The sequence below is a fragment of the Dyadobacter sp. 32 genome (assembly GCF_902506755.1).
In the GTDB taxonomy this organism is placed as follows: domain Bacteria; phylum Bacteroidota; class Bacteroidia; order Cytophagales; family Spirosomataceae; genus Dyadobacter.
Window position 1 is genome coordinate 53,966 of sequence record NZ_LR735258.1, and the last position, 20,766, is coordinate 74,731.

Consider the following 20,766-nt stretch of genomic DNA (forward strand, 5'->3'; position numbering starts at 1 on the left):
AGCATAATCGATACAATTTCCGTTCCACCAGATACCCAAAACTTATCATTTACATCCTGCTGTCCAGTTAAAACTAAAAATAATGGAGGCCATGATGTTAGGTCCGGGACGTTGGTATTTTTTTGCCAAACCATCCCTTACTTCACCAGCTTCACTTCTGCCACCACCGGCAAATGATCGGAATAGTAGCGCGCTTCCTGCTGATCGGTTATGGTAGCGTGCTGCAATACCTTTACCTTGTCGTTGACAAATATGAAATCAATTCGCGCTCTGATGGGTTTGGAACTCACTGCAAACCCACTGGATGTATTTACCGGGCCATAATGGGGCGTTTCGCTAATGTGTAACGCGTCTTTCAGCTGCCCTCCCTCTACGATGGTTTTATAGGCCTTGGAGGTTTCCACGCTATTAAAGTCTCCCGTTACAATAACAGGTGCTTTTTTGGCAATCAGCTCCACTTGCTGGCGGATGATTTCGGCACTTTTTTGTCGGGCAATCTCACCCCGGTGATCGAAATGAGTGTTAAAAAGGAAGAACACCTGTCCCGATTTTTTGTCTTTGAATTTACACCAGGAGGCTATGCGCGGGTACATGGCGTCCCAACTTTTACTTTCTTTTACGAAGGGGGTTTCTGAAAACCAAAAAGTCCCGGAATCAAGCAGTGTGTAACGTTCTTTAATATAAAATATGGCAGTAAACTCCCCGTTCTTACCGGCAACTCTCGGTACGCCATACCATTTAAATTCGGGCAGGCTTTTTTCCAGATCGGCGAGCTGCTCGGTATTACCCTCCTGTGTGCCAAATATATCCACTTTGTGATATTTGATAAGCCCCACTACATTTCCCTTCCTGAACTCCCAGCCGTTAATGCTATCAATCGTATTTTTATAGCGCACATTATAGGACATCACACGCATGTTCTGTGCCATCGCCGCGGCGACCGATAGGATGGCTGCAAATACCATCACGGCACGGGAGAGTGCTGTTTTATTCAACATTTTCATAATCGATTTTTTATACCTGACTTAAAGAAATATTTATTAAAATCATTACCCTGCTTAAAGCAAATGCAGCTTTTGTATACCCTCAGATTTGTTTCACACAAAAGCACTTTCTCCTGTAATCGCACGCCCCACGATCAGGGAGTTGATTTCTTTGGTTCCTTCATAGGAATAAATGGCTTCGGCATCGGCCACAAAACGGGCAATATCGTATTCGAGCAGGATTCCGTTTCCTCCAAACAGTTCCCGGGCATGGTCTACAATTGAGCGCATTCTCAGGGTACAAAATACCTTGGCCAGGGAGGCATGCTCGTCTGTGATTTCACCTTCGTCGGTAAGCTGCGACAATCTGTATACCATGGTCTGCATGGCTGTCAGATCACCCAGCATGGTAACGAGCAGATCCTGTACAAGCTGGAAACTGGCGATGGGTCTGCCGAACTGTTTTCTTTCCAGGGTATATTTCAGGGCCAGTTCGTAAGCACCACGTCCACAGCCCACCGCCTGCCATGCTACACCTGCCCGGGTCATGCGCAGGACATTTGCCGTGTCTTTAAATGAATTGGCATTCTGCAGTCTATCGGATTCGCTGACCTTACAATCCGTGAGCGTGATAACGGCATTCTGGACAGAACGCAATGCCATTTTGTCTTCCATTTTGACTGCCTTGAAGCCAGGGTTGTCTTTTCTTACAATAAAACCTTTAACCTGGTTGTCTGCCGGATTACGCGCCCAGATGATCGTGATGTCAGAAAATGTAGCATTACCTATCCATTTTTTCTGACCATTCAATATCCATTCATCGCCCACACGCTGGCAGGTGGTAGTGAGTCCGCCGGCCGCAGCCGACCCTACTTCGGGCTCCGTAAGACCAAAGGCACCGATGATTTCCATCCGTTGCATCATGGGCAGCCAATATTGTTTCTGTTCCTCAGATCCACATAAGTAAATGGATCCCATGGCCAATCCACTATGCACGCCGAAAAATGTAGAAATCGAAGAGTCGATCCGGGCCATTTCCATGGCTATAAAGCCTTCGAGGAGGGAGGATCTCCCGGCGCATCCGTAGCCTTTGTAGGTGAGGCCACATATGTCCAGCTTAGCCATTAGAGGAATAATATGCATCGGGAAATGCGCTTTGTTCCAATAATCGTTGGCAATGGGCTTTATTTCAGTCTCCATGAAATTGCGGACTTTCATCTGGATTTCACGGTCTTCGGGTGTGAGGGTTCTGGTGAGTTCGTAAAAATCGCCATTGACTGCCGGAGGGGTTTTCTTTCGACCCGCACCGGCTTGCATCATTTTAAGCATTTTGGAGAGATCCTCATCGCTCATTTTTGATACAGCGCCCATTAGCTTGTTCAGGTCCACCTTCTGAGCCAGGCGATTAACCGCAGCGAGGTCTATATTCTTAAGAAATATACGTAATTGAGAAAATGTATCAAAGATGCCCATTCGTGTTTGAAATTAGAATGTGTTTCATCTTAGAAGGCCTTGAGTTGTCAAATCTCTCTGTTTGTGTATGGATTCTTGCCGGGCTGGTGGGTATTTAGGGCCTCACACCATCTCACCCATCAATGGGTCGGTAAAACTTTGTTTTGCATGCTCCACGTGGCCGGCAAATTGTTGACTGTAAGCTTCATGTCCTTTGACTTTCACAGTTAAATCATACCATCCGTGGCTTTGTGTCAGATTTACCGGAACAACCACCAATTGTTCTTTTGCAGACATCAATACCTTCTGGACTTTTCTTCCATAGGCATTATCGGTGAGTGTGAAGGCAAGTGAGTCGGTACCCGCCAGCCTTTTAAACAGAAGGTAAATGTTTCCATCCGCTATTTTCTTGCTATTCCCCGTTTGATAATGGAGCTCTATCTGTATTTTGGGATCACTTTCATTGCCCATAAAATGCCTGTAAAATCCATTTACACTGTACACTTTCAGGTCATACTGCTGGTTTTCAAATCCACTGAGAGGCCAGTTGTAAGTTAGCCCTTCGCCAGCACCCACTGTGAATGCCCATGTTTTACCGCCGGGGGCATACGCATTAAAGCCAATACCACTCGATGCTTTGGCGAAAAATTGAGTCCCTGACGCGAAGCTGATAGCGAATTGCTGATCCGTACCCAGTGCACCATTAGCATACGTTTCGTATGGAATCGTATTGGCGGGTTTTATTCCCTTTTCCTGTTTTGGGAAAAAGTTGCTTTTACCCTCTTTGACTGCCTCCGCGATCATTGCATCATCAAAGCGATTGAAATCATCTGTGACTTTGGCGAATTTGGCTTTATGTATTCCTTCAATGAACGGAATACGTTCTATGGCCTTCGGGACTGGTATTTGTTCACCATTGTATGGCCTGAATACCGATGTGAGATCTCCGCATAGACTTCTTCGCCAGGATGATATGTTCTCTTCGTAAATTGTTTCACCTGTTTTATGGCTCAGAAAATGTTCAAGAAATTGTATGGATGATGTATGGTCAAAAACCTGAGAATTTACATAACCGCCACGAGACCAGGGTGATACCACCATCATGGGTACGCGGAAGCCCAGTCCGATGCTGTTTTCACGAGACGTCAAACCCTTTTTGACATATTCGGAAGAAATATCCAACGATCTGGAAACCATGCCCGTCGATGGATCCTTGGGATTAGGCGTTCCGAACGGAGTAAGATGATCAAAATAACCATCGTTCTCATCGTATGTGAGGATAAAAATTGTTTTTTTCCACACTTCCGGGTTTTTAGTGAGGATGTCAATGGCTTCCGAAAGATACCAGGCACCATACCATGGCGTGCCCGCGTGGTCTGAAAAGTTGGACGGCGCCACGAGCCACGAAACAGTAGGTAACTTACCCGCATTTACATCTTCCCTGAACTGATGCAGCACATCACCTTTGGGGATTTGTGCAGATCGCTGTGTCCCATTGTCGTCATAGGTGATGGTTTCCAGACTATGGTAATCGGGGTCATTACGGTTAATCGTAAATGCCCGTTGGTGTAAATCACGCTGTTCAGGCGTTAATGTTGCCAAGGTGTTTGCTTCCAGGAAGGCAATTTCTTTAATGGTAGAATCCAGTCTTGCCTCAATTTTTGGATCCGGTTTGTCAAGCAATTGCTTTTCCAATGCTGCCTTCTCTTTTCGTAGATGAGGGAGATGTTCCGGGTGGCGTTTTACATGATACTGCTTAAAAAATTCCATGTCGTTATCGGTAAAATTGGCCAGCCAGCGTCCTTCCTCTCCCTCAAATCCAACACCAACGCTCAACTCATTCTGATAAATGCGCCAATCTACGCCATGACCTGATAGTTTTTCAGGAAAAGTACGCCAGGAGAGTCGCTCCGGGCCGTCGATATCACCATTGGATATATGGGGTTTGGACGTTTCGTTTTGTTCCTGGCGTATCTTACCTGTCCAAAAAAAACAGCGGTTGGGACTGGTGCCGGTCAGTGAAGAACAAAAGTGATGATCACAAACCGTAAAGCTGTCGGCCAGATTGTAGTAAAACGGAATATCCTCCCTTGTGTAATAGCCCATGGTGAGTGGCATATCGGCATATTCCTTGATCTTTGACCGTTTTGCATCAAGCCACCCGTTCATATTACCCTTGTTCATTGCATCTACCTGATCGGGCCAGCCATGGGGCAGGTCGCGCATCCAGGTAGCGTTGGTTTCCTTGATATTAAAACGGAAGGGTGCGTAGGTTTCTCCTTTTTTGTTGCTCTGCAGCCACACGGGGTGGTTGTTGGGCAACCGGATGGCTCTTGGGTCGTTGAACCCACGAACCCCTTTGAGTGTACCAATGGCATGATCGAAAGAACGGTTTTCCTGCATTAAAAACACAATGTGTTCTGCATCCAGATAAGTGCTGCCCTCCGCGGGATTGATTGCGAAAGCTCTTTGAATTGAGTCGGGCATGACACTCGCCAATCCCAGTGCACTGGTGAAAATGGATGCTTTTTTGAGGAAGTCTCGTCTTGTTTCCATTGGGTTTGAGATAATTATAGGTGGTGAGGTTTGCTAAGGAGTATTGGCTCGTTTTTAACAATACTTGTTGTATTTCAATTTGGGTCTCTTCAGATCATCATTTTTAATATTTTCGGCCCATAGCCGTTTAAGTTCAGGCTATTGGCACCTTATACCAGCCGAGATAGGTAATTAAACAGCAAGATAATTTATTGGATCATATAGTTTTGCGACAGACGGCACTGTTAACAATAATTTCACCTAAATGTATAATTGCATTACTGGAAACAGCCATTTAATTATCATTCGGCAGAATAAGTTTATCCATCTCCCAGGTGTGCAATCTGGCCAATGATTGTGAATATTAAAGAAAAGGTAATCATTACCTATCTATCCTGTTAAGGTAGAGAATGATATTGAGTTGAGTAGCAGCATCAAATTGAAGTGACAGTACCTCTGTCGGATGCGCATCACCAGTTTAATTGTGGCTAAACAGGTAATTAACGACCTTTGTTGTTATCAAACCAGAAGGTGCCGGAATGACGTTCGGCCGTAAACTTTCTCACACTAATATGACCTGCCATGTACTACAACATGCACACACACCATCGGGAACAACAGGCAGAGGTGCTCAGTGTTGAAAACATATCCGTAAATTTCAGTCAGGAACTGGTGAGTCGTAAAGTCAGTATGGGTTTACATCCCTGGTATTTGAAAGAAGAAGACTGGGAGCATCAGCTGGCCAGCCTTATTGATAATGCATCAAAGCATGAGGTGATTGCCATTGGTGAGTGCGGTCTTGATAAGCTCACGACTACAAGCGGGGCCTTGCAGCTTTCGGCCTTTCAGGCACAGATTTCGCTTGCGCAGAAGCTGCAAAAACCCATTGTCATCCATTGTGTTAAATCTTTCGAAGAGGTGCTTTTTGAGTTGAAACAGGTGACGGTGCCCGTTATATTTCACGGCATCAACAACAAATCATCCATCGTTCGTCGTGCTATTGACATGGGATATTATTTTTCATTTGGCCAATCGATCGTTAATTTCAACCAGGCTGTTCATGAAACTTTCAGGGCCGTTCCGATGGATAGAATGTTTCTAGAAACGGACGACTCGGAAATAGGCATTGGTGAAGTGTACAAATCAGCGGCACTTTTAAGGGGAATTGCGGAAAAAGAGATTGTTTTGCAGATTGAAACAAATTTCTTAAAAGTATTTGGCAACTAAATGGAAGATTTCTCCTGGTTATCGCGGACAGAATTATTGATTGGGAAGGATAAAATATTCAGGCTCAGTAAAGCACATGTACTGGTGATTGGCCTCGGCGGGGTTGGATCTTTTGCTGCTGAGTTTATTTGCAGAAATGGAGTGGGGACAATGACCATTGTGGATGGAGATACCGTAGACCCCACCAACAGAAACAGGCAGCTTCCAGCGCTCGCTACAAATCATGGCGAAAGCAAGGCGGATATCATGGCAGCACGGCTCAAAGCCATCAATCCTGAATTGACCTTGCATGTGATCAAGACTTTTATCAACCCGGATGCCGTAGCCGAGATTCTGGCGGCCCATTCCTATGATTACATTGTTGACGCTATTGACAGTATCACCCCAAAAATCACCTTTTTAAAGGAGGCATATCAGCGAAGTATGCGCATTGTGAGCTCTATGGGCGCGGGTGGAAGAATGGATCCTACCATGCTGAAAGTGGTGGATATTTCCAAAACATACAATTGCAACTTTGCCCAGCAGATCAGAAAAAACCTGAAAAAGGAAGGGATCAGAAAGGGGATCAAGGCTGTTTTTTCCACAGAGGAGCAGTTAAAGGAATCCTTAATACTCACGGACGGGAGCAATTATAAAAAATCAGCATATGGAACCATGTCGTATCTGCCAGCAACTTTTGGGGCAGTCTGTGCTTCTGTGGTAATCAGGGATTTGATCGGAGATGTGGTAGAGGAGGCTTAGATCTGCATATCCTGAAATCTGCTTGACAACAAAGTAAATTACTTCAAATCAGAAACCGGCTATCATATATTTAAATGGATGAATTTCGGTTCGCCCACATATGCATAAATTTTTTTGTCTGTCAGGTATTTAATTTGACTAGAACCGCATAACAATTAAACACTAATGTCCATCGAGCAAGGGCAACAATAGCCAACTTGGTTATGAAAAACATAGGCACAGAGAAAACATAGAGGCGTGGTACTCTTACGTGCCCAATCTGCCTATGTGTTTCACGAATATTGTCAGCCGCATATATTTGAGATACATGGTTGTTTTTACTCATCAAATAACAATCAAACATATAAGGCACCGAGACAACAAAGAAGTTGTTTCCGGATAAGACTAAGGTGGGCCTGCCAGTCCAGTTGATCGTGAAAAACTATGTGGCCTATGTGCCTATGTGTTGATTAAATATAGAGCACCCCGTGCGGGCGTTTTACTAGTTAAATCTTAAAAAACCGCTGGGCATTTTCCCTGTAAATCTTGTTTAACACTGCTTTGGGTAGTTTCAAGCCCGTCACGACCCTTTGTGAGTCACCGATTTTCATGTTTTCGAAAATGACACTGTCCGTTGCCAGATAACCCCAGTCATTGAGCCATTTTTTGTGTAAAATGTCTTTCGTTTCAGGGGTAGCATCATTGTCGGTTCCAATCGTTGTATCCGATCCGTACATAACGCGGTCCTGATATTTCGTGAGAAAACCAGCTACACGCGCTTTATCCTGTACAGACTGATATTGCAAATGATCCATTCTTGCTGCCACATCGAGCATCATATTGGGATGGCGTTCCAGATGATTCGCCATTTCATCCACACTCCATTCCAGGCTCGCCAGGTGGGTGCCTACATATTTGAGCTTGGGGTGACGGGTGAGTAAATTTTCAGTGGCAGCAATCAGAGATTCGTACGAAGGTGCTTCCGGATGCTTGTACATATGATACTCAGGATGACGCGTGTAATAGCGAAGATCCGAGGCCAGGGTGATCTGATCCAATGGAAGCCAGCAGTTTTTGGGCTCTCCCAGGTGACCCATGACAGGTATCTGGTGTTGCTCCAGATAGTTAAATATCGGTGTAAAACCTGGATCATCCACCATCACAAACTTACCCAGATCGTTTTTAAGGACCATGCCAATGTTTTTCCAAACCTTAAAGCCAAGTGCTCCTGCCTGGACATTTTCTTTAATATATGAAATCGTGTTGGCTGCAAAACCGGGTTTGCCAAAATCGGCCACAGAAAATGCCCCCAGAAAGTCCATCGTGCCGGGAAATCTCTTTTTCATGATTTTAGCGATTTCGAATTGCTCTTTAAGAGGGCGTCCAGCTGCTACGTTGACATTCACCAGATGAAAATTCAGAGATTTTCCAAATTCCGGAAACGTATTGCTTGCTATGTTTAGATGGAAATGAATATCTATTTTAGGCACTTTGGCAAAGTCATCGAGGGCATAGAAGCCATCTGCTTCAGAAAACTTGTGGAGTCCTGTGAGGGCCACACCTGCCAGTGATTGTTTGATAAAGTTTCTTCTGGTAAAAGTCATGTTGTCTGATGAGCCAAATGATAATCATGTATACAACCTAATACCGGATTAATAGCAAAAAGGACGTCTATTTTCGCGACGGACTTTCGTCTGAGGTGTGAATAATTGTGGAATTAGTATGGCTGGTGAAAATATCCTGGAGCTGAATACGGGATGTAGATTGCAAAAAAAACCAGGGCACGATTTTGGCCCTGGTTTTGAATCTGTTCATTCATATTTTCACATACTACGCGGCAGTTCCCTAATGCCTGGAGGTCAGCCTGTTATCCAGGTTTGCTCGGACTTTCTCCATAAACGTTGTCGTAAACGGAGGTTTTTTCTTCGGCCAGCACCGCCTTTTTGGCATCCGGCTGTTTCACGATCCAGTTGTTGTAAATCACACATTTTTCCTCAGGAACTCCCCGAATACCCACAGCCCTTTCCGTACTTCGAAAGGTGTTGTTGTAAATCTCAATATTGGTACCTGCGATGGTGGTACCATCCTTCCTGTCCCGACCACCATGCATATCGAAGCAATGACTGAGTGATGTACCCAATTCCACGTTATGCCGGGCTATGTAGCCACAACCGGGACGTCCCGTTCCGGCTATGGAGTGCCGGTTGCTATCGAGCAGGTTATACTCGATGAGCGAAGAAGAGTGGTCATGTGTGATACCATAACCGAGTCCTTTATACTGGCATTTATGGATAAAGCAGTGATGGATATGGTGACCGTTTCCTTTATCCAGCATGAGTGCTCTCGTAAAAGCGGATAAGTCACAGTTATCCACCTCAAGTCTGTCGTAATTGGTCTGAATACAACTGGATACCGGAAATTTGTAATAATAATCCCTTCCTTTTCCATCCTTCGCAAAGGCTCGGGTATGATGATCTACATAGCGCTTTGGATTGGGGCCCTGAATTCTTAGTCCCGTAATGCGCACATCAGGTCCCAAAATTCGCATCATTACCGGTGTTTCCAGTGCGTCGCTGGTAAGCAGTGCTCCCTTAGAACCTTGATGCCCACGGTCACCGGCCAATGTTACGCCTTCTGGAATATTGAGAATGAGTTTTTCAACGTATATCAGCGTTGTCAGATCGATTTCCGTTTCTGCCGGAATAAAAATCACCTGACCTTTTTTCACCTGAGCCAGGGCGTCGATGAGTGATTCCGCGTCGCGTGGCTCAAAATCACCTTTCGAGATTGCATGTTTATAACCTTCCCCACCTCCGATCGGGCCGGTTTTGTCAGGTTTGGCACCGTAAATTTTACCATTGATTTCCAGCCAGGTCTTATCCGCCGTGCCGGCCTGAACTGGCCTCACGTCCTTTTCGACGACTGTTAGTCCAGCCCTTGCAGTGGTAGAAAATGCACTGGAAATGAGTGTCGTGAGAGATGTTGCCGACAGACCTGCCATAAAACCTCTCCTGGTAAAGTCACTTAATGCCATTGTTTTATCAAAATTAAGGGGTTAGAAATAGCACGATAAGTTAACCGATTTTTTTATGGTTCAATAGTAATGTTCAATTCTTTTACAACCTCTTTTTTGTCATCCTTCGTATTGCTGGACGCGACAAAGTAAACTTTATAGGTGCCAGCTGTGGTATACGTATAGCGATACTCGAGCGCCTTTGGGTTACGTATTCCACGTACCGGGATCGACCAGTCGGGGCCCAGATCCACCTTGTCTGTGTTGATTGGTTTGCTCACAGCCCATATTTCCCTGGCAGGGTCATTGTAAGGACTTGTCGGATCATAGGGCACGTAAGTGGGCCTTACGGCCGTCCGATCATAAAGTACACTTGTTGGATCGTAAATCGGGTTTTGGGGGTCAAATATCGGATTGGCCGGATCGAAAATCGGATCTTTCGGATCTTTGTACACATTACCCAGAAGGGTCACTCTGGTGGATGTCAAAGAAGACCGCGAAGGCGTATTTACTGAATCCTCCTGCACGATGGTGAATGCAGCATAGGGCTGATCTTTAAGAATAGGGTTTACATTGTTCAGCCCCGTATTGCTGGTTACCGTAAACCCTTGTATCATCCAGGTTCGTGCCAGGCCGTTTACAGCCTGGGGTTTGGTTGCATATCTAAAGGCAATATAAATCGGCTTACCGGTCACGAGCAGGTCGGAAATACTCTTGCTGGTTGACGCAAGAAATGTTGCCGTAGTGCCGAGATTGAACCGGGAGGTAATATCCGTCCAGGTTGCTGCTTTTACACTAGCGAGACTGCTGTAATTGCCATCGAAGTTGGAAGAGGCAAGCACGGTCAATTGGTTGGCCTGCGTACCACCCTGTACGCTACTGGTAAAAGACAGATTGGCTCCTTCCGGATTGAATTGCATTACACGCCCTTCCCTGAAATTGTAGTCGTTATAGACCTGCCCTGAATAGAACGAGATCATATCGGCCTCGCCGGTAAATTTGAACACCACTTCCTGGCCGACCTTGTAGGTGGTAGCGGTGGTGGTTACTTCGAAATCCGGGGTTTGCTTCACTAGCAGTTCTTTCTCACATGACAGGAGAAAAAACAGGCTCAGGCCGGCTATATATTTTGTGATTTTCATAATATTAATTTTTAAGCGCTCAATGATTTACCAACCTGGATTTTGTTCGATGCCCTGGTTTACTGTCATTTCACTGGTGGGAATTGGGGATAACAAATCTCTTTCACTTACATTGGTATAGTACCTTACATAGAACTGGCCTGGCGCATCCTGCTGTGCCGTATTGCCCATATCCCTGTTGGTCTGCAGGAAAATACCCCAGCGAAGCAGATCTGCTTTTCTCAATCCTTCATAATTAAATTCTCTCATTCTTTCATCCTGAATAGCGGCCAGCAGGCTTTCTTTGGATGCAGTTTGCGCGGTTTTCAGGTTGGCTTCCGTCAAACTGTTGATTTTTGCCACGGCTGTTGCACCTGTGCCACCCCCGCCGGTAATCGTTACAACCGGTGCTGAGGTATATTTACCCTCCGTGAAAAATGTAACACCGGCCAGGTCGCGGGTCAGGTTGATTCCCGTGATTTGCCCTGCTGCATTTATCGTAGCTGTTGCAGCGGCGCCTGATCCACCGCCGGTAAACGTTACCGTAGGCGCGCTGGTGTATCCGCTGCCCGGACTGGTTACCTGTATGCTATTAACACCGCTGGACCAGCTTCTTTGCCTTACACTATTAATAATCCCAATGATCTCAGGAGTAGGGCCGCTGATTGCATTTTCGGCTTCTGCGTACATCAGCAACACATCTGTATATCTCAGCACCGGAACGTTCTGAGGAGTACGGGTGGCCGACTTCGGAAGCAGTGTTTCATACTCCCGGCGCCATTTAGCGGGTCTTAGGGCATATTTGGCCAGTTCTGTTGCCGGGAGAGCAGCCATGGTTTTTTCTCCATTCACCGAAGTATTTGCATAGGCAAAATGAGCTATGCTGAACCATTTACGGAGGTCGCCAGGCTCGAAAATATTATAGAATTTGGCAGTGATACTCATATACGAGTCTGCCCGACCCGTCGCCGAGGTTACCAGGGAAGCAGGACCATTGATCCAACCCTGATTGGTAGTTTCTGTGTATTCATCGGTAAGGTTTCCCCAGAATTCAATTTCCCAGATACTTTCCTTGATATCGTATTTGTCGCTTGCCAGGTTTTTGAAAATCTGAGGATAACTTGGATTCAAAGCGTGCGCAGCGGCAGCATCATCTATGATCATTTTCGCCCATTTTTTTGCCTCCGGGTATCGGCTCACATCCTTTAGCGGACTGCCAGCCATGGTGAGGTTTACTCTTGCGAGCAAGCCGCGCACTGCCGATTTGCTGATGGCACCACCGAAACCCAGGGTCTGAATGCCTGGAACCAGTGGCTCGGCCTGCGTCATATCCGCTAAAATCTGATCGTACACCGCCCTGACCGTTGCTTTGGGGATATCTACATCCTCTACAGAAATGGTTGGCTCTGTACGGATAGGTACACCACCGTAATACTGAACCAGCATAAAGTAGAAAAAACCTCTCAGGAAAAGTGTCTCGCCTCGAATCACATCGCGCTTCTCCTGAGGGATTGTCGGATTTTTATCCAGATTTGCCAAAAGAACATTGGCACGGTTGATACCATTATACAAGTTGGCCCAGTACGCAGCGTTGTATTGGTCAGCGGTGGAATAAAAGTAGTTCCATGGTCCGGTAGTCAGCGTGGCACGGTTCATGTACCCTTCATCTGCCGACCATGCCAGCAGATAATTGCTGTTGTTGCCATAAATGGCATTATTCCCCAGAATACTATAGACACCGGCGCGGGCATATTGCAGCTGTTGTTCGGTTTCGTAATAATTGGAAGGACTCAGGAAATCCGTTGGCTCGGTATCAAGGAACTTCTCGCAGGAGCTGATGCTGATCGTAAACAGCAGAGCCAGTATATAATATTTTATTTTCATTTCAATTGTATTTTAATGTTGAATTAAAATGTCGCCTTAACACCAAAGGTTAATGTGCGTGCCTGAGGGTAGGCAGAAAAGTCATAGCTGGGAGCCAAAACCTGGTTGAGGACGGATACTTCCGGATCCATTCCGGTATATTTTGTCCAGGTCAGAACGTTCTGTGCCGCAACACTCAGGGTGATGTTGCTCACCTTTAACTTCTCAATGATCGCAGCTGGAATAGAATAATCGAGCGACACCGTTTTCAGGCGCAGGTACGATCCATCTTCAACGGTTTTGGAAGAATAAAACCCTATTGGTCCTTGTCCGCGTGTCCGGTAATTTTCATTGGTTGGGTTTTCAGGGGTCCATCTGTTGATATAACTGGCAAACTGATTCACATTGGCGCGTCCATTACTGTTACCCTCAAGAGCCAGCCTGTTGGCGTTGAAAATATTGTTGCCATAAGCCCACTGGAAAAATACATTTAAAGAAAGGCCTTTATAAAATAAATTGTTGGAAAACCCACCCGTATGCAGCGGCTGTCCCCGACCGATCGTGGTCAGGTCAAAGTCGTTGATAATACCATCATTGTTAAGATCGGTATACTTAATGTCTCCAGGTTGGATGGTATTACGTACGGCACCATTGGTGGGGACATTGTTTTTGAGGATATACACCCCCTGAGATGGATTATCGAAATGCTCGTACTGGTAATTTCCTTCCCAAAGGAAGCCGATCATCATTCCGGCCGGTTTCCCTATTTCGGAGGTGTACAGCGGTTTATTGAACTGAGATTCATACTGGCCATTGGTAGGAAGGCTCTGCTGACCGCGGGTCAGTTCCATGATTTTATTCCTGTTGAAACTGATGTTGAAGCTACTGTTCCATCCAAAGTTTCTGCCTTCGATATTCACGGTATTCAGGGTAAATTCAAGACCGTCGTTTCTAAGTTTTCCAATGTTTTTCAGAGCCGATCCAAATCCTGTGGTTGGAGGCAATGAGGCCTGAAGAAGCAGATCGTTTGTGGTTCTTCTGTACAAATCCACTTCAAGTGATATTCTGTTATCCAGCATTCCCAGCTCATACCCAATGTCCATGGTCGTCACTTTTTCCCAACGAAGTTCGGAATTGCCGACCGCTGAAATGTACACGCCACCAGTGGGTGTTGCATTGTTGAATGAGTATCCGTCGAGCGTCTGCGTGAGGCGGGGAAGGCTTTCAAAATCGCCTATACGGTTGTTACCCGTTGTCCCGTAACTTGCTCTAAGTTTAGAGTTGGAAATAAAAGGGAAGGCTCGTCCAAAAAAGGCTTCCTTGTGCATGTTCCATCCCAGGGCACCGGAAGGCAAATATCCCCATGGATCAACAAATTTGGATGAGCCGTCGGCCCGGTAGGTAAAGGTGGCCAGGTATTTTGATTTGTAATTATAGTCGATCCTTCCGGCGTAAGAAACCATGGTGTTTCTGCTGGACGACGAAGAGGGGTTGAATGATATACCTTCGTCCAATCCATTGATGCCTAAATTTTCATTGGGTAAAAAACGACCACCGTAACCGTTTGACAAACTCGTTAAGCCGTTCAAAGCAAATAAGCCGAGTACATCAAAGTTATGATCCCCGATTTTTGCTTTGTAGTTAAGCGTATTCTCGTTCGAAAAGCTGTTTGAAGTGGAGTTGGATATGGAGCCGTTAATTCCATTCACGTTTGCAGGGTTAAAAGGACTTCCCTGGGAAGTTTTGGAGTTGTAAAATCGCTCTGCGCGGCCTCTGTTGAGCCTCACGCCGCCGGTAGTCCTGAAGGTAAGTCCCTTCAGAATACTATAGTTTACGTACACGTTGGCATCCAGTACGTTGCTCAAGTTATACTGGTGCTGGTTTTCAAGGTCGATAAAGGGGTTTACCCGGAAATCAGAGGCATTCACTGCATCGGTGTCGACCAGTTCCTCTTCGAGGTTTACACTGGGATCCGGTGCAACAGGCCTGTAGACCCAGGTGCGCATCATCACATAAGTTGAAGGACTCGCGTTGCCGGCAGAGGAATTAACAACCTGTCCGAATGTAGACACACCTGAATAATTGGCCGTGATTCCCGTTTTGACTTTATCGTTGAGTACCTGGTCGATGTTCACTCTTCCAGAATAGCGTTTTGTGCCGGTATTGATGATAACGCCCTTCTGGTCATATAATGAGCCTGAAATCGAATATTGAGTATTGTTATTACCACCTCGCAAGGCAATGTTGTGAATCTGTACGGCACCTGTGCGGATAACCTTATCCTGCCAGTTGGTCCCAGCCACGTCCCGGTAATCTTCAAGGGTTTTGTCGTTGGTAAAATAAGCCTGGGTTGTGGCCAGATTAGGGTTGAGTTCCACCTGATATTTTAGAAATTCATAGGGACTCATCAGGGGAATCTGCTTTGGGTTCATCTGAAATCCGAGGGAACTCGATACATTCAAAACAGCCTTGCCTGGTAGTCCACGTTTCGTTTCGATCAGAATGACCCCATTGGCTGCTCTTGAACCATAAATGGCTGTTGAAGAGGCGTCTTTCAGAATGCTTATGCTTTTGATGTCTTCGGGATTGAGTGTTTTCGGATCAAGCCCCTCTACCGGAAAACCATCCACCACATACAAAGGAGTGGTGCTTTGTGTAAGTGAACCCGCCCCCCGGATCATAATATTGATTCCACCGCCTGGCTGGCCGTCCGTTGCAGATACCTGTACACCGGCAACTCTTCCCGAAAGCGCTTCTGCAAAGGATCCCACGGGTGCTTTGATCAGTGATTTCACATCAACCTGTCCTACCGCGCCGGTAAGGTCACTTTTACGTGTCGAACCATAGCCTACCACCACCAGTTCGTCCAGCGCTTTGGTGTCGGTCGCGAGGGTTACATCCAGTGTCGTCTTGTTTCCAACCGTAACCTCTTTAGTAAGGTAGCCTACAAAGGAGAATACCAGGACGGTGGATGCGTCGGAGACATCCACCTGGTATAGGCCGTTGGCGTCTGTGACAGTCCCGCGCTGAGATCCTTTTACCACAATGCTCACGCCGGGCAAGGATTCCCCTTTTTCGTCAATCACTTTTCCTTTAACAAGTGCCACAGACTTTGAATTGACTACATTTCTTTCTGCAACATAAGCCATGTTCAGCGATGTTTCGGCACGGGAGTTTTGTAAACTCATGGCAGCCAGTACAATGGCTGCTGATAATCTAGAAAATCTTCGAAGGTTAGTCTTCGGAATATGCCATGCATGCACGACGCATCCCTTGTTTTCAGGTACAGAATTTTTCATAGACATTGGAGATAGTTTAGTAATAAATTTCCTGGTGAGAATGGTAACATCTTGGGTTTGCTTGAATTTTAAAAAATAGGTTTGACGAAATTGAATAGCCTGATTGAGATCTATATTCTCAGAATAATATTTTGACTCAGGCAAATCAGGATGGAAATAATGGCCAATGGATTCCAGAACTAGGAAAAGCCGTGTACGTACCCGTAAATTTACACTGTTGTTTTTAATTTCAAATTTTTTCGAAAGGATTATATAAAATTTGTTTAAAAGTTGATAAGGCAATAGGAATATTGGTCAAATTATGTTTCGGCATTTGAAGGGAAATTGGCAAGTGAGCCGTAACAAAGGGACAGGCAGGCAAAGGTTCGACTCAGGTAATTGTTACCCATCTTCCGAACAGAGAATGGTGGAGATTATTTAAAATAGATCGGAGTTAACTCTTTTGATTAGAGAGCGCAAGTTCACTATGTACCCGGCCACGAGCCATCAGGTGTGTAGAAATCAGGGCAGCGAACTGGTTAATCCTTGCCCTGATTGCCGGTTATTATTCCAGTTTCTTGATTTCACCTGCGTTTTTATACACTTTTTGAATGGCAGATGCTATCGAGGTCATGTCCTGTTTGGTCCCCAGTAACATATTCTGGGTAAACCATACAGCCTCCTCATTGCACAATTTGTCGTTGAGCGGACACTTATTGTGCTCATTATAGGTGTTGATATCCAGCATTTCTTTAGGATACATTTTTTTGTAATTCACCGATTCAAAGGTGTCTTTCAAAAATGGCTGCGTGTTCAAGGTGGTGTAACCACTTGAGCACGGAATACCTTCGGCGCGCAGTGCTTTCAAAAATCCTGCTCTGGGCAGGTTTTTGAATGCTTCCTTCTGATAACGGAAGGCAAATAAATGAAAAGCGGCACGCGTGACCTGATCATATAACTTGTATGGTGCAATTCCCGGAATATCCTTAATCTGAGATTTCAAATACTCCGCATTATTGCTTCTGGTGGTGGTCTGGCTGTCGAGCCTTTTCAGCTGCGCAATACCCATGGCAGCCTGGTATTCTGTAAACCTCACTTTGGTGTTTTGTATAATGCTTCCTACGCCTACCGCACCCACCACCGTGCCATAGGGTGTGCCCAGGTTGGAATAGGAGAAGCACCGGTCCATAAACGGGTCGTCATTACTTACAATGGCTCCGCCTTCACCTATCGGAAGGTTTTTGGAGTTTTGGAAACTAAAGCAACCGGCATCTCCGATGGTTCCTACTTTTTGGCCGTTATACTCAGCCAGGTGAGCCTGGCAGGCATCCTCCACCACAAGGAGTTTATGTTTTTTTGCAATAGCCATGATGGCGTTCATGTCGGACGGGAGTCCAAGAATATGAACCACCATGATTGCTTTGGTTCGCGGTGTGATTTTAGCCTCTATCTTGGAGGGATCCATCTGAAAGGTGGCCGGATCCACGTCAACGAAAACCGGCATGGCACCATTAGATAATATAGAGGACACGGTCGAAATAAAGGTATAAGGCGGCACGATCACTTCGTTGCCGGCTTTGACATTGAGCTGGTTTAATGCAACCACCAACGCATTTGTCCCATTGACCACCGACAGGCAGCGCTTTGCACCAACAGCATTGGCCCACTCTTTTTCGAATTGGGTCACCACGGATGCGCGGGACCACACGCCACTCCTTATCACCTCCAGCAATTGTTTTTCATCCGTTTCAGGAACCCAGACTGGCCATTTAGGCCATTTTGCCGGCTCCCAGGCGGGCTGGCCACCAAGTATTGCTGGTTTTTGTATGCCGGAATTTTTGATTAATGTCAGTTTTGGTGAACCGGTCGTCAAAACGGCGGATAACCCTGCCAGAGATCCTCGTCTGACAAATTCACGCCTGGAATATCCTTCTGTCTTTTTCATAAACTCAAGAACTATATTGTTACTATTCAGAATTATTTACCAATGGCCCATTGAATGGCTCCCATTAAGAGATTATTGAACTGCGGCTCCAGGAAGTCGGTCGGATAGCCGAGTGTTGTGTAGAAGACCCGGCTTTTACCCGCATTCCTGGTCCATGCCACCGGCTGCACCTCATTGCCGGCTTTACCATTGAGCAGTACATTGGTTTCTTTATCAAGTAATGGCGTTACGTAATAGATGTTGCCAACACTGTGAAATTGCGTGGGTTTAAAGCCACGCAAGATGGGATGGTTGGCTGATTCCGGGGCCACAGTTACGTCCGTACCCAACGCTACGGGTCCATATCCACGATTGCCACAGCCCAGGATTTCGGGCACGAACTCCGGCCAACTCTGGTAGTCTTCGCCTACGGTGCCTCTCGTTGTAAAAGCATGATTACCTGTTCGGATGGCTACCAGTGGCCCGCCCTGTCCGAGGTAATCCTTGAGTATTTTCATTTCCTTATGGGGCAGGGCAATTCTTCTCGAGAATAAGACCACCAGATCGGCTTTTTTCAAAATTTCCAGCCCAGGGAAGCTGAATGCATTGTTCGGGCCTTTTCCTTTGAGAACAGTTACTTTGTATTTCCCTTTTTTCTCCAGCATCTTTGCAAATACCGGCATCGTTAAATGGGCCTCATAATTGAGAGAGTCCTCGCTGATCAGGAAAACGACATGGGGTTTTTTAACTGCTTTCTGTCCTGACAATAACTCGGCACGCGCAAGGGTCAGGTTCAGCACTAGGGTGATAAGAATGAGGACGGGCCTCATTCCATGGACGCGTTTGGAGGAAGATGTCATAGGCCTAAATTGTTCCAATTTGTTTCTGGCTTTAATTTTTGCTTTGGTTAGATATTCAAAAGTCTTTTGATATTCCCGGACCTCAGTAGTTCTTTTGTCATTTCGTCCGCTTCGTTACCTCTCAAAGCTTCAACACGCAGCAGACCGGTACGGTAGTCCAGGACAGGTGCATGGGTGCCGAATGCAAATTTTTCTTTTCCAAAGGTGCTGATCAGCTTTCCCAGATCAGAAATATTTCTTCCGGAGGTGTCCATGATCACATCTGCTTTTTTGAACAGGGAAAGGTCCTCTGCACCAAGTGCGGTACTGTTGCAGACGTTAAGTATCAGATATTTTGCATCGGGTACCGCTTTCATGATGGGAGTAACATCTTTCAGAACCCATTCTTTTTCTACATCCAGCCAGGAACTTGGGCGCGCATCTACTATGCGGAGAGATAAGGCTACGACCAGCCCTCTGTCGCGAGCCATTTTCACCAGCTCCACACAGGCAGGCTTGTCCAGGTCATAGCCATGGTACACCGGGTGTAGCCTGATTCCCTTCATTCCCAACTTTTTTGTACAAATTTCCAGGTCATCCTTCCATCCGTTATAAATGGGATTGATGACCGCAAAAGGCAGAAAGCGCTTCTCGTATTTTTTATTCGAGCGAATTTCCTCATAGAGCTCCTCATTAGCATGCTGGGTATTTTTGTAAAAAACACCATTCAGATTGCTTACCAGCGACAAGTCGATCCCAAATTTGTCCATGCGTTCGAGAAGGCCTTTGCAGTTGTTGTCTTTGAGTTGCCTGAATGGCCAGTGGCCTACGTATGCATTGCTATCAATCAACATGTCGTCCTGATTTTTTTAAAACATTATTGTAATTTTCGAAAAACAACTTTTTGCGCTGAACCTCCGTGAGATTGGCAGCAATGACATGACCAACGCCCTGGTAAAAACCATTGTCACAGCCGAAAAGCAGGCGATCCTCCCCGATGTACCGCATCGCAAAATCGATCATATTGCCTTCGTTATTGCTTCCGGATACATCCACGTATACATTTGGAGAATCCTTGAGTGCCTTGCAGGCGTCCTCCCAGTCTATACCTCCGCCGATATGCGCAAATTGAAACATCGCTTCGGGATACCGTCGGGCGATATCCACAAAGTCCTCCGGAATGGAGATGTTTTTGGGTTCACGCGCATTGTATTTTATTCTGGCTTTACCGATGGGAGAATGCATGAGAATGATCATTTTCAGATCTATAAATTTCTCAATGATCGGATAGAAAAGCGGATCGTTTATTTTAACATGATTGTATAGCTTCATTCCCACCATACCCAGATCGGTGCAGCGCTTTATTTCATCCATCGCCTCCCTGGCATGTGTGGGGTTTAATGTGAGCATTCCGCGGAATCGGTTCGGGAACTCTTTCACAGCGCTCAGCACCACCTCATTGCAGGCTTTAAATTCGGATACCAGACCGGCGCTTCCGGGAGCCATGGGTTTGGAAATCATCAGGTATTGGATTCCCAACCTGTCGGCGATATCAATAATTTCCGCAGGCGTAGCTTCTCCCAGGCCCACATGCGCGTGTGCATCAATTTTTTTGTAACGCAGCACTTCCGCCATCAGCGGTTCCCTTTTCGGGGGGGCAGAATCGGGTTTTTCTTCACGCGCTCCGGCAAGAAGATGTTGCCCTCCTACAATGCCCGCTGCGGTGGCCATGCTACCGGCCATAAATCCCCGGCGATTGATCATTTTTGCCATATCGATTTTGTAATGTTAAAATGAAACCACTGAAATAC

14 protein-coding genes are annotated in these 20,766 nt (G+C 46.0%); 2 read left to right on the forward strand and 12 right to left on the reverse strand.

Features of this window, described 5'->3' with window-relative positions; genetic code table 11:
- Positions 1 to 137: 137 nt before the first annotated feature.
- The 3 genes from DYADSP32_RS00195 to DYADSP32_RS00205 form a co-directional block, all read right to left on the reverse strand.
- On the reverse strand, positions 138 to 1,004 hold the full coding sequence (locus DYADSP32_RS00195; protein ID WP_149244587.1) for an endonuclease/exonuclease/phosphatase family protein: 867 nt from the start codon (positions 1,002 to 1,004) through the stop codon (positions 138 to 140).
- A gap of 93 nt (positions 1,005 to 1,097) precedes the next feature.
- Positions 1,098 to 2,456, reverse strand: a complete 1,359-nt coding sequence (locus DYADSP32_RS00200; protein WP_149244586.1) for an acyl-CoA dehydrogenase family protein — start codon at positions 2,454 to 2,456, stop codon at positions 1,098 to 1,100.
- Between the two features lie 102 nt (positions 2,457 to 2,558).
- A complete protein-coding gene (locus tag DYADSP32_RS00205; protein WP_149244585.1) occupies positions 2,559 to 4,991 on the reverse strand; it encodes a phosphocholine-specific phospholipase C in 2,433 nt (810 codons plus the stop codon).
- A 561-nt stretch (positions 4,992 to 5,552) separates the two neighbouring features.
- Between DYADSP32_RS00205 and DYADSP32_RS00210 the strand changes: the two genes are divergently transcribed.
- Positions 5,553 to 6,197: a TatD family hydrolase gene (locus DYADSP32_RS00210; RefSeq protein WP_149244584.1), complete on the forward strand. Its 645-nt coding sequence runs from the start codon at positions 5,553 to 5,555 to the stop codon at positions 6,195 to 6,197.
- Entirely contained in the window at positions 6,198 to 6,938 is a 741-nt protein-coding gene (locus tag DYADSP32_RS00215) for a tRNA threonylcarbamoyladenosine dehydratase (RefSeq protein WP_149244583.1), read from the forward strand.
- 485 nt (positions 6,939 to 7,423) lie between these two features.
- Here DYADSP32_RS00215 and DYADSP32_RS00220 read toward each other — a convergent pair whose 3' ends face one another.
- The 9 genes from DYADSP32_RS00220 to DYADSP32_RS00260 form a co-directional block, all read right to left on the reverse strand.
- Positions 7,424 to 8,521, reverse strand: a complete 1,098-nt coding sequence (locus DYADSP32_RS00220) for an amidohydrolase family protein (RefSeq protein ID WP_149244582.1) — start codon at positions 8,519 to 8,521, stop codon at positions 7,424 to 7,426.
- Positions 8,522 to 8,784: 263 nt separating this feature from the next.
- A complete protein-coding gene (locus tag DYADSP32_RS00225; RefSeq protein ID WP_149244581.1) occupies positions 8,785 to 9,951 on the reverse strand; it encodes a hypothetical protein in 1,167 nt (388 codons plus the stop codon).
- Between the two features lie 53 nt (positions 9,952 to 10,004).
- The gene (locus DYADSP32_RS00230) at positions 10,005 to 11,072 is read right to left on the reverse strand and encodes a DUF5017 domain-containing protein (RefSeq protein WP_149244580.1); all 1,068 of its coding nucleotides are present in this window, start codon (positions 11,070 to 11,072) and stop codon (positions 10,005 to 10,007) included.
- Between the two features lie 27 nt (positions 11,073 to 11,099).
- Positions 11,100 to 12,935 (reverse strand): RagB/SusD family nutrient uptake outer membrane protein, encoded by a 1,836-nt coding sequence (locus DYADSP32_RS00235; RefSeq protein WP_149244579.1) that lies wholly within the window; start codon positions 12,933 to 12,935, stop codon positions 11,100 to 11,102.
- Between the two features lie 23 nt (positions 12,936 to 12,958).
- Positions 12,959 to 16,213 (reverse strand): SusC/RagA family TonB-linked outer membrane protein, encoded by a 3,255-nt coding sequence (locus tag DYADSP32_RS00240; RefSeq protein WP_414617386.1) that lies wholly within the window; start codon positions 16,211 to 16,213, stop codon positions 12,959 to 12,961.
- Positions 16,214 to 16,757: 544 nt separating this feature from the next.
- Positions 16,758 to 18,137 (reverse strand): DegT/DnrJ/EryC1/StrS family aminotransferase, encoded by a 1,380-nt coding sequence (locus tag DYADSP32_RS00245; protein WP_149244577.1) that lies wholly within the window; start codon positions 18,135 to 18,137, stop codon positions 16,758 to 16,760.
- A gap of 32 nt (positions 18,138 to 18,169) precedes the next feature.
- Positions 18,170 to 18,946: a ThuA domain-containing protein gene (locus DYADSP32_RS00250; RefSeq protein ID WP_414617387.1), complete on the reverse strand. Its 777-nt coding sequence runs from the start codon at positions 18,944 to 18,946 to the stop codon at positions 18,170 to 18,172.
- 77 nt (positions 18,947 to 19,023) lie between these two features.
- Entirely contained in the window at positions 19,024 to 19,809 is a 786-nt protein-coding gene (locus DYADSP32_RS00255) for an amidohydrolase (protein ID WP_149244575.1), read from the reverse strand.
- Positions 19,799 to 20,728 carry an amidohydrolase family protein gene (locus DYADSP32_RS00260; RefSeq protein WP_414617388.1) on the reverse strand — a complete coding sequence of 310 codons (930 nt, stop codon included), beginning with the start codon at positions 20,726 to 20,728 and terminating at the stop codon, positions 19,799 to 19,801. The genes DYADSP32_RS00255 and DYADSP32_RS00260 overlap by 11 nt, the downstream gene beginning before the upstream one ends.
- Positions 20,729 to 20,766: the final 38 nt, after the last annotated feature.

What these genes read in the sequence shown, in the direction of transcription:
- DYADSP32_RS00195 (WP_149244587.1), bottom strand. Translation starts at nt 1,004, where the DNA reads ATGAAAATGTTGAATAAAACAGCACTCTCCCGTGCCGTGATGGTATTT.
- DYADSP32_RS00200 (WP_149244586.1), bottom strand. Translation starts at nt 2,456, where the DNA reads ATGGGCATCTTTGATACATTTTCTCAATTACGTATATTTCTTAAGAAT.
- DYADSP32_RS00205 (WP_149244585.1), bottom strand. Translation starts at nt 4,991, where the DNA reads ATGGAAACAAGACGAGACTTCCTCAAAAAAGCATCCATTTTCACCAGT.
- DYADSP32_RS00210 (WP_149244584.1), top strand. Translation starts at nt 5,553, where the DNA reads ATGTACTACAACATGCACACACACCATCGGGAACAACAGGCAGAGGTG.
- DYADSP32_RS00215 (WP_149244583.1), top strand. Translation starts at nt 6,198, where the DNA reads ATGGAAGATTTCTCCTGGTTATCGCGGACAGAATTATTGATTGGGAAG.
- DYADSP32_RS00220 (WP_149244582.1), bottom strand. Translation starts at nt 8,521, where the DNA reads ATGACTTTTACCAGAAGAAACTTTATCAAACAATCACTGGCAGGTGTG.
- DYADSP32_RS00225 (WP_149244581.1), bottom strand. Translation starts at nt 9,951, where the DNA reads ATGGCATTAAGTGACTTTACCAGGAGAGGTTTTATGGCAGGTCTGTCG.
- DYADSP32_RS00230 (WP_149244580.1), bottom strand. Translation starts at nt 11,072, where the DNA reads ATGAAAATCACAAAATATATAGCCGGCCTGAGCCTGTTTTTTCTCCTG.
- DYADSP32_RS00235 (WP_149244579.1), bottom strand. Translation starts at nt 12,935, where the DNA reads ATGAAAATAAAATATTATATACTGGCTCTGCTGTTTACGATCAGCATC.
- DYADSP32_RS00240 (WP_414617386.1), bottom strand. Translation starts at nt 16,213, where the DNA reads ATGAAAAATTCTGTACCTGAAAACAAGGGATGCGTCGTGCATGCATGG.
- DYADSP32_RS00245 (WP_149244577.1), bottom strand. Translation starts at nt 18,137, where the DNA reads ATGAAAAAGACAGAAGGATATTCCAGGCGTGAATTTGTCAGACGAGGA.
- DYADSP32_RS00250 (WP_414617387.1), bottom strand. Translation starts at nt 18,946, where the DNA reads ATGAGGCCCGTCCTCATTCTTATCACCCTAGTGCTGAACCTGACCCTT.
- DYADSP32_RS00255 (WP_149244575.1), bottom strand. Translation starts at nt 19,809, where the DNA reads ATGTTGATTGATAGCAATGCATACGTAGGCCACTGGCCATTCAGGCAA.
- DYADSP32_RS00260 (WP_414617388.1), bottom strand. Translation starts at nt 20,728, where the DNA reads ATGGCAAAAATGATCAATCGCCGGGGATTTATGGCCGGTAGCATGGCC.